14 protein-coding genes are annotated in these 14238 nt (G+C 65.5%); 3 read left to right on the top strand and 11 right to left on the bottom strand.

Annotation, left to right across the window (positions count from 1 at the left end; translation table 11 throughout):
* Positions 1 to 566 precede the first annotated feature (566 nt).
* The 11 genes from IEY68_RS30665 to IEY68_RS30715 form a co-directional block, all read right to left on the bottom strand.
* On the bottom strand, positions 567 to 1190 hold the full coding sequence (locus IEY68_RS30665) for a GTP-binding protein (protein ID WP_189094576.1): 624 nt from the start codon (positions 1188 to 1190) through the stop codon (positions 567 to 569).
* A complete protein-coding gene (locus IEY68_RS30670; RefSeq protein WP_063000434.1) occupies positions 1171 to 1554 on the bottom strand; it encodes a DUF742 domain-containing protein in 384 nt (127 codons plus the stop codon). Before IEY68_RS30670 ends, IEY68_RS30665 begins: the two co-directional genes overlap by 20 nt.
* The gene (locus tag IEY68_RS30675; RefSeq protein WP_063000447.1) at positions 1551 to 1988 is read right to left on the bottom strand and encodes a roadblock/LC7 domain-containing protein; all 438 of its coding nucleotides are present in this window, start codon (positions 1986 to 1988) and stop codon (positions 1551 to 1553) included. Before IEY68_RS30675 ends, IEY68_RS30670 begins: the two co-directional genes overlap by 4 nt.
* Before the next feature lie 17 nt (positions 1989 to 2005).
* On the bottom strand, positions 2006 to 4273 hold the full coding sequence (locus IEY68_RS30680) for a sensor histidine kinase (protein ID WP_063000432.1): 2268 nt from the start codon (positions 4271 to 4273) through the stop codon (positions 2006 to 2008).
* 683 nt (positions 4274 to 4956) lie between these two features.
* The gene (locus IEY68_RS30685; protein WP_063000431.1) at positions 4957 to 6567 is read right to left on the bottom strand and encodes a PEP-utilizing enzyme; all 1611 of its coding nucleotides are present in this window, start codon (positions 6565 to 6567) and stop codon (positions 4957 to 4959) included.
* The gene (locus IEY68_RS30690) at positions 6564 to 8057 is read right to left on the bottom strand and encodes a pyruvate, phosphate dikinase (RefSeq protein WP_063000429.1); all 1494 of its coding nucleotides are present in this window, start codon (positions 8055 to 8057) and stop codon (positions 6564 to 6566) included. The genes IEY68_RS30685 and IEY68_RS30690 overlap by 4 nt, the downstream gene beginning before the upstream one ends.
* Positions 8054 to 8626 (bottom strand): hypothetical protein, encoded by a 573-nt coding sequence (locus tag IEY68_RS30695; RefSeq protein ID WP_229719137.1) that lies wholly within the window; start codon positions 8624 to 8626, stop codon positions 8054 to 8056. The genes IEY68_RS30690 and IEY68_RS30695 overlap by 4 nt, the downstream gene beginning before the upstream one ends.
* Positions 8627 to 8733: 107 nt before the next feature.
* Positions 8734 to 9633, bottom strand: a complete 900-nt coding sequence (locus IEY68_RS30700; RefSeq protein ID WP_063000425.1) for a DUF7064 domain-containing protein — start codon at positions 9631 to 9633, stop codon at positions 8734 to 8736.
* Between the two features lie 772 nt (positions 9634 to 10405).
* Positions 10406 to 10738 (bottom strand): nucleotidyl transferase AbiEii/AbiGii toxin family protein, encoded by a 333-nt coding sequence (locus IEY68_RS30705; RefSeq protein WP_229719138.1) that lies wholly within the window; start codon positions 10736 to 10738, stop codon positions 10406 to 10408.
* Between the two features lie 141 nt (positions 10739 to 10879).
* Positions 10880 to 11314 (bottom strand): PIN domain-containing protein, encoded by a 435-nt coding sequence (locus tag IEY68_RS30710; protein WP_063000423.1) that lies wholly within the window; start codon positions 11312 to 11314, stop codon positions 10880 to 10882.
* Positions 11311 to 11562: a hypothetical protein gene (locus tag IEY68_RS30715; RefSeq protein WP_063000421.1), complete on the bottom strand. Its 252-nt coding sequence runs from the start codon at positions 11560 to 11562 to the stop codon at positions 11311 to 11313. The genes IEY68_RS30710 and IEY68_RS30715 overlap by 4 nt, the downstream gene beginning before the upstream one ends.
* A gap of 693 nt (positions 11563 to 12255) precedes the next feature.
* On the opposite strand from IEY68_RS30715, the gene IEY68_RS30720 reads away from it, so the two are divergent.
* The 3 genes from IEY68_RS30720 (at position 12256) to IEY68_RS30730 (ending at position 14036) form a co-directional block, all read left to right on the top strand.
* Positions 12256 to 12669: a hypothetical protein gene (locus tag IEY68_RS30720; RefSeq protein ID WP_189094579.1), complete on the top strand. Its 414-nt coding sequence runs from the start codon at positions 12256 to 12258 to the stop codon at positions 12667 to 12669.
* Positions 12666 to 12866: a DUF6186 family protein gene (locus tag IEY68_RS30725; RefSeq protein WP_063000417.1), complete on the top strand. Its 201-nt coding sequence runs from the start codon at positions 12666 to 12668 to the stop codon at positions 12864 to 12866. Before IEY68_RS30720 ends, IEY68_RS30725 begins: the two co-directional genes overlap by 4 nt.
* Before the next feature lie 75 nt (positions 12867 to 12941).
* Positions 12942 to 14036, top strand: a complete 1095-nt coding sequence (locus IEY68_RS30730; RefSeq protein ID WP_063000415.1) for a CapA family protein — start codon at positions 12942 to 12944, stop codon at positions 14034 to 14036.
* Positions 14037 to 14238: the final 202 nt, after the last annotated feature.

Here is a 14238-nt window from a genome sequence, read left to right on the forward strand (position 1 = left end):
AGAGGTTTTCTTACGTGGGTGTAAGGCACACAGTGGAGACCGGCTCGGCCTCCGCACACCGAGGTGCCGAGCTCGACCCACGCCGAGAACTCATCCTCGGGTAGCCCACGCCGGGATTTCGAGGAATGCAAGGGTCTCGGAGAATGGTCACTTCAACCGATCGGCTGTATCGAGTCCGCCCACAGTAGTACCCGTAGACGGCTTCCGGGCGTCGGGTACTGCGGTACCACTCCTGCCGACGGGAGTGTTCTGGCTCGGCCTTCAGTAGATCAGCCTGCTTTCGAGCCAGTTCTGCCATATGCGGTGATGCCTCGACCGCTTGCATCTGGATGTCCGCGAGTACCTGCCGACCTCGACGTGCCCTGCGGGAACTTCGACCAATATCTGAATGTTCGAATACGCCGCCGGCCAGTCACCTTCCCGGTCAGGTTCACCGACCCGAGCAAGCAAAGATCATCGGCGAGACAGAGCTTCGCATGCGGTCGCGGGCACAACGCGATATGCAGCCGTTGACAGAACGCTCCCCTGGCACCGGAGTTCGATGCCAGGCAAGTGCGGATAGGCGGTCATCGGAGCGGCTGAGAGACCCGGGGTGAAGGGGGGGCGGTGGCCGTCGCCATGACGTGTTCGAGCAGGCGCACCAGCACGAACTTCGCAGACTGTCGGTCCCGGACATCGCACAGCACGATGGATACGTCATCGCCGAGATCGAGCGCGCCGCGGACCTCCTCCTCCTCGTAAACATCGGCGCCGTCGAAGCAATTGACGGCGATGATGAACGGGATATGTCGCGACTCGAAATAGTCCACCGCCGCGAAACTGTCCTCGAGGCGGCGGGTATCGGCGAGGACGATCGCGCCGAGAGCACCGACCGACAGTTCCCTCCACATGAACCAGAACCGGTCCTGGCCGGGGGTGCCGAACAGGTAGAGCACCACTTGCGGGTTGATGGTGATTCGGCCGAAGTCCAGCGCGACGGTGGTGGTGGTCTTGCCCTCGACCCCGGTGAGGTCGTCGACATCGGCGCCGATTTCGGAAAGCAACTCCTCGGTGCGCAGCGGGGTGATCTCGCTGACCGTGCTCACCAGCGTGGTTTTACCGACACCGAACCCACCGGCGACCAATAATTTGACGGCCTGCATCGAATCGAAGTTGAGGCTGCCGGGCGCGTCAGAGTTTACGAATGCCATCGAGTACCGCCTGTAGAAGCATGGGGTCTGGTCCGCTCACCGGCGGTGGCGGAGATCGGAAGATAACGTGGCCGGACTCGATCAAATCACTGACCAGCACCTTGACCGCAGCGATGAGGAGCTTCAGATGGGCGGCCAGCTCGACCAGCGATATCGGCCGGCTCCGGCACAATCTCATGATCTCGCTGTACTCGCGATCGAGGGTGGCCATATCGGCATCGGTCCGCACGGCCACCACCAGCGTGAGGATATCCAGCTTGTGCAGATCCTTGCCGACCCGCCCGCGGGTGACCGCGAAGGGCCGGACCAGCGGACCGGGATCGTCCTCGTAGCCCCAGGGCGGCTCGTTGTCGTGGTAACTCATGGCGTGTAGCGGGGCTGGGCGCCCGGTGCCGTTCTGGGCATCGCCGCGAGCTGGTCGCGGACCTGGCCGACAATGACATTCATTTCGTAGGCGACCAGGCCGAGATCGGCATCGATCTTGGTGAGCACCGCCAGGCAGGCGCCCTGACCGGCCTCGGTGACTATCAGGTAGCCGCCGGCGAGTTCGATCACGGTCTGCCGCAACTGGCCCTTGTCGAACCGGCTGCCGACCCCGCGGGCGAGACTGTGCAGTGCCGACGCGATGGCGGCCAGATGTTCGGCGTCCTCACGGGACAGACCGGAGGATCGGCCCACGGCCAGGCCGTCGGCGGACAGCACCACCGCGCGTTCCGAACCGGGGACCCGGTTGATGAGACCGTCGAGCAGCCAGTCCAGGGTGGTGCGGTTGGGCTCGACCGACGCTTTATTGTTCATGTTCCGATCGTCCATTCTCAGTAATCATCATGGGGGCCGGCTTCGCGGCCCTGGCGCGTTCCCCGCTGGAAGGAACTCATGGAGCTGCGGATATCGTCAACGGGCCGGGCGACTTCCGCGAGGCCTTCCGGTTCCACCGCCCTTTGCTCATCGTCGATTCGCAACTCCGGCACCAGGTGCGTCTGCCGGTGGCGCTGCGGCAGTGGTGCGCGGGTGCGCGACGGCGTACGTTGCCGCCAGCCTGCGCGGGTGTGTGGACCGCTGCCACCACCGGTATCGCTGTGCTGGCCGGGGAGTTCGCCCAGCTCGAGCGATCCGGTCAGGGGCTGCGCGGCGGGCTCGGTGCCCGGCCACGGGGGCAGCTGGAGATTCCGGTCGGCATTGGGCCGGGGCACCGGGCGCCCGGTGACAGCCTGGAATTCCTCTATGGTGCGATGGCGTCCGGTTGTCGTTGCATCGAAGGAGCCGTCGTCGCCCCGGGGGTCCAGCAGCGTGGTTGGGATCAAAACGATGGCCTTGACGCCGCCGTAGGCCGAATCTTGCAGGCTCACTGTGATGCCGTGCCGACCGGACAGCTGCGCGACCACGAACAGGCCCAGGTTACGCTGGCCGGCCAAGGCCATCTGCTGGAAGTCCGGCGGATTGCTCAGCAGGCTGTTGAGTCGTTCACGTTCGTCGGCGCGAATACCGAGCCCCTGGTCCTCGACCTCGACGACCACGCCCCGTCCGACCAGATTGCCGTGTACCGAAACCAGGGACTGCGGCGGCGAATACACCTGCGCGTTCTCGATCAGCTCGGCGAGCAGGTGGATGAGGTCGGCGACCGCGTTTCCGACTACACGGGTTTCGGGCACCCGGATCGCGCTCACCCGGGTCAGATCCTCGGTTTCGGAGACGGCGCTGCGGACGAGCTCTTCCAGGGAGACCGATTCGCGCCAGCGTCGGCCCGGCTGCCCGCCACCGAGAATCAAGAGATTCTCCGCATTGCGGCGGGCGCGGGTGGCCAGGTGATCCAGCTGGAAGAGAAGTTCGAGATGTTCCGGATCTTCCTGTTTGCTCTCCGCGAGATCGAGAACATCCATCTGTCTGCGTACGACAACCTGACTCCGATAGGCGATATCGAGAAAGACCTTGTTGAAACCGGCCCGGGTGCGCGCCTCGGCAGCGGCCTCAGTCATGGCCACTCGCTGCGCGACGCCGAACGCCTCGGCGACCTGCCCGATTTCGTCCTGGTGATCGTCGAGCATCGCCGTTTCGGTGTCGATGTCGACCTCCTCGCCTTCGTGGATCCGCTGGACGATGGACGGCAGGGTGTTGTTGGCGAGTTCGAGACTGTGCGACCGCAACCTCCGCAACCGGTTGACGAGCAAGTTGGCCTGCAGCACGGCCAGCGCCAGCGCGATGAGCGTAGTGGTAGCCACGCCGATACCGGCCCAGGTGGCGCGGTCCGACGAGCGGCCGGCGGCCTGGGTGGCCAGCGTATTCGCGTACCCCATATGGTCTTTGACGATACCGAGCAGTTCGGTGCCCACATGTTTCTCGGCCGCTTGCCAGTCGGTCAGCGGCATCGGCAGCGTGCCGGAGAGACCGAGCTCGTCCTCCGCGCGCACGATCATCTGCCATTCGCGGCTGCTGGTGAGCGCATCCATCCGCGCGGTTCCGCCTTCGGTCAGCCGGGCCGACAGCGCGCTCACCTGGTTGCGGTAGGAACCGACCAGTTGGGCGACATCCCGGCGATCCTCAGGCCGCAGCTGCCCGTCGTCGCTCCGCATCAGGGCACCCGAAGCGAGACCCAGTGCGCGGGATTGGAGATCGGCCATACGCATCAGGTCCGCCGCGGACACCTGCTCCGCGGCGACCTGGGAGTCCGGGGTGTAGAGCGCGAGACCTTCAAGGCCCATGGCTATAACACCCGCGAGCTGCGTGTAGAAGGCGTCCACCTCGGGGAAGGTGGCACGGCGCAGATCCACACCCTGACGGATCAGCGGAGCCTGCGGCGCGAGCACAGCGAAGGCGGGATTGGATTTCGCGACGGCGTCGGGATGGAGTTCGCCCATCTCCGGAGCCAGTACGGCGATCTGACCGAGTGAGGCGTCGGTCGCGCTGCGGGCAGTTTGCAGCTCGGCCACCGCAGCCGGATTACCGGACAGTGCCATCAGACTGGCCGTCCGCTCGTTCTGCGCCGCAGTGACCAGTGTGACCAGCGGGTCCAGCTGCTTGTTCAGGAACACCGACCAGCGCTCCGCGTATCGAGCATCGTTGAACAGGATCACGAAAGTCGTCACACCGGTGACGAGGAGAGCGAGCGTCGGAATGAGCGCGATGGCCAGAACGCGGGTACGGATTGTGCTGCTGCCTCGCCGATGCAGCAGTGCGGGCCACCGGATCCGGCCGGAACCGGTGCTCGCGGGCGATCTTCCGCTCCGCCGTGTCGCCTCGCCGGTCGGCGGGGCCCCCGGTTGCGTGTTCGTCGGTTGTGCCGGGTGCGCATTCGGAGGCTGCGCAGGGTACGAGTGGCTGCCGTTCTGCTGTTTTGTCGTTGGATGCACCGAAGAGCCCTTCTCAGATGTGCAGGAGGAGCCGGAGGGCAGGTTTTGCGCGCTGGATGGTTTCGACGTACGACATCGGAAAACCCCATTGCGCCCACGGGATGGGCGACGCGATCTGTGGTGTTGCGGACCGCCCGGACAGGTGGCGAATCAATCGTGCTTCCTCGACTAGAGGTTCGACCGTGCGGTGACTGCCGCACAGTCGATCCGTGGCATGCTGGGAACGAACGGCTACCAGCGAATCTGTTTGCCAGCGTGCGAATTCACCGGTGAACTCCGCGTGCGAACGCACGGTAGCGACCACCTTCCTTGCTGTCAATCGTGAAACCAACCAATGCGGATCCGATAGAGGCTGCGACTTTCCCGGACCATGAAGTGGCCGCGGTGCCGAGCCGGGGCACGCGGCCCGCGCCGCCCGTTCAGGCGAGAACAGTGACGGTTCCGGCGTTGCCGTCGAGACGAATTCGGGCACCGTCAGCTATCCTATGGCTACCGTTTTCGGTGCCGCAGACACACGGTATTCCAAGTTCGCGGGCGACGATCGGGCCGTGGCTGAGCAGGCCGCCGTGATCGGTGACCACACCGCCGGCCACCAGGAACAGCGGCACCCAGCTCGGATCGGTGACCTCGCAGACGAGGATGTCGCCCTCGTCCAACTCGGTTTCCGCCGGATCCCGGACCACCCGCGCCCGGCCCTCGACCACACCGGAACTGGCGGCCACCCCGGTGACCGTACCGTTCACCGGGAGCGTCTGCGCACCGTGCCCGTCGGCCTTGATCAGTTCGGGCATCCCGCTCCAGGCCTGTGGCAACCGGTAGCCCAGGCGTTCGTTGTAGGCCGCCCGGCGTTCGGCAATCAGATCCCGCTGGTCGCCGGTGATTCCGGCGCACAGTTGATCGTAGGAGAGGTGGAAGATGTCCTCGGCATCGTCGAGCACACCGTCGGTAGCGAGCAGCGCACCCTCCCGGCGCATGGCGGCGCGGGCCACATCGTAGGTCAGCAGGTATCCGGCCTTGCCCTGTTCGCGCAGCGCTAGCCAGCGGCCCACCATCCGCACCTGCCAGCCGGTGATACGTCGCTTGTATCCCGGTAGTGCACGCAGGAATTGGGCCAGGGCCTTGTCCCGGGCCTCGACCTGTGCGCGACTCCGGTTCCGCGGCGCGCGCGGGCTCTCCGCGGGGATCGTGCGGTAATGGTCGAGCCGCTCCAGGATCGGCGCCGGGTTCTCGCGCCAGGAGACACCGGACAGCTGGCCCTCTTCGACACCGTGGTATCCGTGCCGGTCGATGAATTCCCGGAGGCCGAACTCCTCATGCGCGAGCGCCCACAGATCATGGGCCACCTCGTTCTCGTCCGAGCCCACACCGGAGAGGATATCGGCCTCGAGGCCGCCCAAGTCCAGTGCTTTCAGCGTGGTGGAAACGCCCTCGGCCAGAGCGGAACTGACGAACGCGACGATCAGATGTTTGATCATGATGCTCTGGAACCGGTCCCGGGCGTCACCGAGCAGCGCGACCAGGCCGTCGTGGTCGAGTGTGTCGATCTCGGCCAGCCGGTCCAGACGCCAGCGGCGCAGTTCGGCGAACTCCGCGTCGTGGCGACCGGGCAGCTGCAGCACAAGGCCCGGCGCCTTGGTGAGGATCGCCGGGTAGCGGCGCACGCTGTTCTCATCCACCGTCTCCGGACGCACATAGCCGAACAGTTGCTGTTCGATGGCGGTGGCCGAGGTGCCGGGGGTGATACTGGCGATCTCGCGGAACCGGTCGATATTGGCGGCTGCCCGGCCGGCGAATAGGGTCCAGAACATGTCCTCGACCTGATCCGGTATATATACTTGTCTACGCGTATATACCCCCATACTGAGAAACATCTTCCGGAATGCAAACTCCATCGGCTCGCTCATATAGGTGAAGCCGAGGGTGGTGAACACACCCGGAAACGCCTCGGCGACATTGCCGGTCGTCCAGGTGAGCGCCGAATCGATATCGGCGTTGTCGAGTGTCTCCTCGACGGCTGTACGGCTACTCAACGAATTTCCTCCACAGTGGATCGGCACAGCATCTCCAGGAGGGAATCCGAAACGTTCTCCCTGGATTCGGCTTGCGCCCATTGGTTCAGTTGTATGAGATCCGGATCGTCCGGGGCGGCAGCGGGCAGGATGTCGACAGCGCCCGGATAGACTGCACCGCGTGCGGCGTCCACGGTGACGGTGCGCCCGGCCAGCGGCATGAGCGTTCCGGTACCGCATCCCACCACGCAGGGCACCGCCATCTCCCGGCAGACGACGGCGGCATGCGAGGTGGACCCGCCGAGTTCGGTGATCACCGCGGCCGCGATCGCCATGGCCGCGACATCATCGGGATCGGTGGTGGGCCGGGCCAGGATCACCGCCTCGCCGCGGTCCGCTCGGGCCTCGGCATCATCGGCGTCGACGGCTACGACGCCGGTCGCGATGCCCGGGCAGGCCGGTTTACCGGAGACCAGTGGTGCGGTCACGCCGGCGGGGTCGAGGCGCGGCGACAGCATGGCCCGGATATGTTCCGGCTGCACCCGGGCCAGCGCCTCACCGGCGGTGATAATTCCCGCACGCTGCAATGTCACTGCATGGCGGACGACCGCTTCGGGGGCACGGGTGGCCACCCGCGCCTGGAGCAACCACAGCACACCACCCTGCACCGTGTACTCGATGTCCTGCACATCGCGGGCATCGGCCTCCAACCGGGCCGCCGCCGCCAGCAGCTCGGTATACACCTCGGGCAACGCCACGGCCAGCTCGGACAGCGGACGCGCGTCGGCACGGCCGGACACCACATCCTCACCCTGACCGCGCGGCAGCCATTCGCCGTACGGTTCGGGAGCACCGGTGAGGGGGTTGCGGCTGAACAGCACGCCGGTGCCGGAATTGTCGTCGCGATTGCCGAAAACCATGGCCTGCACGGTCACCGCCGTACCACCGTCGTGAGGCAGGCCGCGGCTGTCGCGGTAGGAACGTGCGCGCGGCGAGTTCCACGAATCGAGAACGGCCAGCATCGCGCAGCGCAGCTGCTCCCACGGGTCGGCAGGGGGCGGGTAACCGACGACCTTCTCGAACTGTTCGAGGAAGCGGCGGCGGGTGTCGGCGGCGTAGGCCGGGTCACCGCTCTCCGCGGCGAGCGCCTTTTCGACCTCATCGGTCATTCCGAGGTCGAGAACGGTGTCCATCATGCCCGGCATACTGGTCGCCGCGCCGGAACGCACCGAAACGAGTAGCGGGCGCTGTGCCACTCCGAAGCGGCGGCCGGTGGCCGATTCCAGTTCCGCCATGGCGGCGGGGATTCCGTCCCAGATCCCGGCGGGCAGGGCGCGGTCGGCCGAATGGTATCGACGGCAGACCTCGGTGGTGAGCACGAAGGCCGGCGGCACCGGGATCTGCAGAGTGCGCATCCGCTGGATGCTCCACGCCTTACCGCCCAGCACCTCTCGTCCAGCGGCGGTACGGCCGTCCAGCACCAGAATCGACGGATCTGCCGGTGTGGTCACTCTGCCCTCCCGGCGGCCGCTTCCTGCGCCCGGGACAGGCCCGACAGGCCGATCAGCTCCTCGTGCAGTTCGAACCAGACCGTGTGATAGCTGTCGACCATCGGCCGGGCCAGCCAGGAATGATCCCCGGCCCGCACCTTGCACAGGGCCGCACCGAACCGTTCGCGATAGCCGGACAGACGCGAGGCGAAACCGACCAACCGATCGAGCAAGGGAACCAGCTGCTGATGCAGCTCACCGAGCCGGAAGACGATCGCCGCGTCGTAGGCCGTATCGCTGTGATCGTTGGGGCGGGTGCCGTCGATCAGCTGCCAGTCGGTGACCAGCTGTTTGAACGTGGTGTTCAGCGCGTCGAATGCCTCGTGGTAAACGCCTTTCAGCGCTTCCTGATCGACAGTTGCGCGTTCGGCGGCCAGCAGTCTGTCCAGTTCGGCACGGCCGGGAGGGGTGAGTTTCAGCCGGGATCCGGCGCGGTCGAGGGCACCGGAGTCGACGAGTGCCGCGACGGTCGCGGCGGCATCGAGACCGCCGGCGGCGAGCAGATCGGCTTCGCTCGGCCGGCCCTTCAACTTGGCAGTCTGCAGAAGGATCAGGAGATCGGATGACTCGGATGACTCGGATGACATTGAAGAGATCTCGTACTTTCGATGAACTGGACGGCGGGTATTTCGCATACTCAAGCGACGCGGTGGACGACGCCCTGCTCGGTGAAGCCACCGCCACGGGCACCGTCATCGCTTTCGAGTGTCAAGAAATCGTCGTAGGCGCCGAAGGCCGGGCCCTCGGTCTCGGCCGGGCCCATCGGCACCCAGAATCCGCCGTGTCGCTCCCGGGTGTGCAGAGTGCGGATGCTGCCGTCGGCGAGGTCGAAGCGGATCCACAGCAATTGGGCGGCGGCATTGCGCGCGAGGTGCAGATCGGTGATCGGGGTGGCGGTTGTCTCCTCGACGAGGAAGCCGTGGCCGTTCTGCGTGCCGTCGATGCGCAGGAATTTCAATGCCGAGATGAAGTATGTATCGGTGACCGCAACGAAGGTGGCGTATTCCGCCCACTGAGCTGATTCTTCGCGAAAACCCGAGCTGCGGTCCCGCATTCCGCGCGCACTGATACGAGTTGCCGTGCCGTCGATACGCACTACGCCGGTCACGGACGCGGCCTGCTCGAAGTGCTGGAACGGCTTACCCGGGACCAGTGCAGGGATGAGGTCGACCGTCGAATAGTCGAGGGGGATGAACAACGGGGTGGTGCTGAATTCGGCCTGTACGGCCGCGTTGTCGACCGTGAAGTTGCCGTCGAGCCCGAAATCAATGCTCTTGCTGCGGAAGGTGCCTTCATCCAGCGGTTCCACAATTTCGGTAGTACGCCCGGCCACCGAGACGCTGAACCGGGCCCGGCGGGCGCTCGGCGCATTGGGCGAGGTCGATACATGAAGGGAACCGAACACCTGAGATTCGCTGTCCCAGAATGCCAGGAAGGCATTGTCTTTCCACACCGGATCGTCCGCGGCGGCAGCGTCGGCGGGAATCGGCTCGGCCAGTCTACCCCACGGATTTTCGGTAGATGCAGAGACTGTCATCGATGAGCCTTTCGACAAGCGGGTGGCGGCGACCGTGGACCTTGTTCCGGTGGCGCGGACTCCGATGTGCGCGCCTCGCCAGGTGTTTCGCCGGAGCAGATTACTCGAAATTACAGATCCGTGCCGACCAACGTGCGAGCACGATGTGCGAGCGGCCGGTTCGAAGCGATGTTTCCCGCTGCCCTATGTGAGACGCCGTGTTGTGAACGACACTGGTGCGGCCAGCAGGCGTCTGGTTACTGGCGGTCCGGCCGAGACGAGCGCAGCCGACTTCGCGGCAACCACGCCGCCGTCTACCACAGCACGGCAAAACCATGCAAAGCCGGCAACCGATCCAGTCCCCGGTCCAGGACCGGGTCGACGATCCCCATCACCTCGAACAACTCCAAGGACCGCGTGCACGGTGAATGCCCGAGACGTGGTGACCGGGGGCGTGGAGTGTGTCGATCACACAGTCACGTCTATGGTGTCGGGGTGACCGACCGCCGCAACCCCACTGGGATCTGGAACTCGTGCCGCGATCGGGTGCGCTGATCGCACCCTGCGAATGCGGCGAGGACGACCCTGCCGCATTCGACAAAGCCGCGATCAACAAGAACCGCGCGGGACTACGCCGAAAGGCTGAGCCACCGACAGCACCGAACGCTCTTCGGGCCACACGATCCGAAAACCGAGACGCCGCGCGAAGCTCGCCACCCGCGCCCGATCCCACCCGGGCGCAGCGCTCACATCGTCGTCGACCCAACCGAACGGCGCTGATCAGCAGTCGAGTCTACCCAGCCAATTGTGCGTTCCAGTCGCCCTCGTCCGGTGCACGATCGAACAATTGCGGGTTGGGGAGCCGGTTGGTCGGGCCGTATCTCCGATACAACGCTCCCGCGGCGCCGTCGATCGCGCCGATGCCGTTCAGCGCCCAAAGATCCCACATGTCACGTGATGCGCGCCGGTTGTGCCATGTTGCGGTCTTCCCTGCAACGAAAGCCGGCAATGTGGGCACGAGAAGTTCGGCTGATGGCACGTCACTGTAGCGCTGCTCGAGCTCGCGGAGTTCGGTCGGCCACACCGGTCTGCCACGTGCCGACAGCAACTGGATCTTGACAGACACACCGGATGCGGAGCGAAGATGCGCGGCTCCAGTATCCGGGACATTGCTCAACGACGGTGCCCATTCCAGCCGACCGGCGACGAACGAGTCGATATCCCGCGTGCAACGACTCACTTGGCGGCTGACCGATACACCGGTCGGCTAGAGATCATCGGGCAACAGGCGGAACGCGGCATCACCGGTGAGCGGGCTGATTGCGCGGAAAACACGTCGGTCGAGAGTCGATACCGCCACGGTTTCGTAGCGTTCGGCCAATGAAACATTGGTGGCATCTGTGAGATCCAGGCGCAAGGCCAGGTATCTGTTCTGCACCCTGCGTGCGACCCGCAACAAGTCCACCGAGACCGTGGGCACTTCGATGCGTCCGGTGCGCTCTTGGGCCAATAACCAATCATTCACCGCATATGCGGCTCGGCGATCGAGATTTCGGGTGGTGATGTGTTCGACTTCGAGCAACACGAGTGGAGAGACGATGGTCAGCGCCGCCTGCTGCAGCGCTGCGCGCGCGCAGACATGCTCGGGATCCGCGGAGTTGAAAGCGGCGACCAGACCCGAGGTGTCGCCGATCACGATCATCCAGCATCGGATTCGGTGTCGGTGATCGCTTCTCGTACAGTGCTATCGATCTCATCCGCCGACACCGAATGCCCGTAGTCGAGTACGGGGATATCCCACTCCTCATCCCATCGGCGACTGCGTATCGCGGCCAGATGAAAAGCTTCACGAAAATACTCGGACTCCGGCCGCCCTTCACGTGCCGCGGCCATCTTCACCAGCGCGAGGTCGGCCTCGTCGACCATGACCGTCGTCTTCTTCAGACCCATAAGGTTATGGTACCCGCACCATAACATCGTGGGGAGCGCAACATATCGCCCGCGCTCCTCAGATCCGGTATGAACCCACGATGACCAGGCGTTTTCCGGTTGCCCATGTTTTGCGCGTCCTACCGAGGGCAAGCGACGCATTTCTGCAGTTCAGCGCTTCTTTTCTGATCCATGGATTGTTCTGAATCGCCGACGAGACGGAAAATCTGCAGGTCGAACTGTTGTCCGGTGCGGGAATGGCAGCGATTCCGCCAGTGGCCGCCGGCGGCGCCCGGGTCGCAACGCCGCCGCACGGATCGTGACAGCGGACCCAGCCACGCCGCCGGTCGCAGCGGTCCACAGCACAGGCAGGACCGGAACAGGCACGAACGTTTCGTATCGGGTGGACGTTGGTGACGGTGGTGCGGCGCGAAGTGTCTCGGTGGGCAACGAATCGGATCCTCGCAGGGGCTTGCGCCTCTGCTCTGCTGCTGCGGAGCGTTCCAAAGTGGCGAGGTCGATCTTCTTCATCGACTCCAATGCTTTGTTGACGCGGTCTGCGCGGGCGGGGTCGGCGGGGCGAATCAAAGGCGGCACCGGTGCGGCCAGGCAGACAGTACGGCCGGCAGACTGGACCCGGCGGTGACCGGACGCAGCCGTTTCGATCCACTTGCCTGCCGCTTCGCGCGCCGCGGCAGCGGTACGCTGCCGATCATGGCAGCCGAATCGAGCCCGTCGGCCGATGGGGGTTTTCTTCGGCCGGCAATATGGGTGGGTGTCGGGCTCGTCATCGCCACACTCGGTGCCCGCACCCGTCCATTCGATTGGGCGGCAACGGCTTTGATCGCCGGGATTGCCGGTGTCCTGCTCGCGCGGGCGGTCCGTAGTCCGTCCGAGCCAGTCTCAGCAGATGCACGCTTGCGTAACGGCTTATTGCTGTGGTTGGGCCTGCTACTGGCAGTTTCGGGCTGGGAGCTGTTCGCGCTGTCGCGGCAGGAGTCCTGGGACGTACCGGATCCGTCCCATCCCACCTTGTCCACACTGCTGGATCCGGCGCTCGACCAGGGCCCGGGCCGCTGGGCCGGATGGCTGATATGGCTGGCCCTCGGGTGGCGGCTGCTGCGATGACCGGCCGGACACTTGTTCTCATCGGGTTCGCAGCCCTCGCCATCGCGGGGGTGCTGGCCGAGCTCACGGCTCGCCGCCACCCACAACGCTTCACGACTCTCGGCGAAACCCTCCACCTGCTGCAACGATCCCGCATGCTGCGAATACTCACCATCCTGGTGTGGGCCTGGCTGGGCTGGCATTTCCTGGCCCGCTGAGCGTGCGCCCGAACCACCTCGAGCTGCGCTGATCATCGCTCGATCCGGCCAGCGCCTGGTGGTAGCGTTCTTTTCATGACCGTCACGGTCCTGCTCGGTGGTGACGTCATGCTCGGCCGCGGCGTCGATCAGCTGCTGCCACGACCTGGGCACCCGGAATTACAGGAAGCGTGTGTCCGGGATGCCCGGCGCTACGTCGAACTGGCCGAACAAGCCAATGGGCCGATTCCGCGACCCTACGGTTTCACCCGGCCCTGGGGCGAGGTGACCCATATCCTCGACGAACTCGCGCCCGACGTGCGGCTGGTCAACCTGGAAACCGCCATCACCGCGGACGGCAGTTTCGCACCCGGCAAAGGGGTCCACTATCGGATGCACCCCGGCAATCTCCCGGCGCTCGCCGCACTCCGCCCCGATGCCTGTGCACTGAGCAACAACCATTCCCTCGATTTCGGTATCCGCGGACTGGCCGACACTCTTCACGCACTGTCCGGTGCGAATATCCGCGCCGTCGGTGCGGGCGCGAACCTCGCTGCCGCACAGCAACCGGCGGCAGTACCGGCCCCGGGTGGGCGCAGGGTACTGATCGCGTCGTTATCCACCTTGTCCAGCGGCGTGCCCGCACACTGGGCCGCGGACAGCGACCACCCGGGTATCTGGCTGATGGACCATCCCTCCGTCCGGCACGCCGACGAGGTGGCCGCCCGGTTCTCGCTCCGGTTCCGCAGCGGTGACCTCACCATCGTGTCGGTGCACTGGGGGCCCAACTGGGGATACGGAACCGGCCTGAGCGAGCGGCAGTTCGCCCACCGGCTGATCGACGCCGGCCTGGATATCGTGCACGGCCATTCCGCGCACCACCCCCGCCCGATCGAAATCTACCGGGGCAGACCCATCCTGTACGGCTGCGGCGATGTCATCGACGACTACGAGGGCATCGGCGGCCACGGGTCCTACCGGCCGGAGCTGCGGCTGCTGTACCTCGTCACCCTCGACGCCAGCGGACCCGCCGCAGTGCGCATGCTGCCGCTGCGTATCCGGCACTTACAACTCGAGCGAACCGGGCCCGCCGATACCCGGTGGCTACGAACCATGCTCGGCGATATCAGCCGCCGGTTCGGCACCCGGATCACCACCGGACCCGACGATCTGCTGACCGCCTACCAGTAGCCGCCCCGGAACATGCGGCCGGTACGGCCCCGCAGTCGGTCATCGGCATACGATCAGAAGCACTGGGCAACAGAGGGCTGATAAACCGACGCCGGCACGCCACCAGCCGCCATCGATCCATCCACGCCACCGCCGACACCGGAGCCGACCATCAGTGATGGAGCAGTCAGCTGCGGCCCGGGGTTGTCGACGTGAAAGTATC

Source organism: Nocardia jinanensis, assembly GCF_014645735.1.
Classification (GTDB): domain Bacteria; phylum Actinomycetota; class Actinomycetes; order Mycobacteriales; family Mycobacteriaceae; genus Nocardia; species Nocardia jinanensis.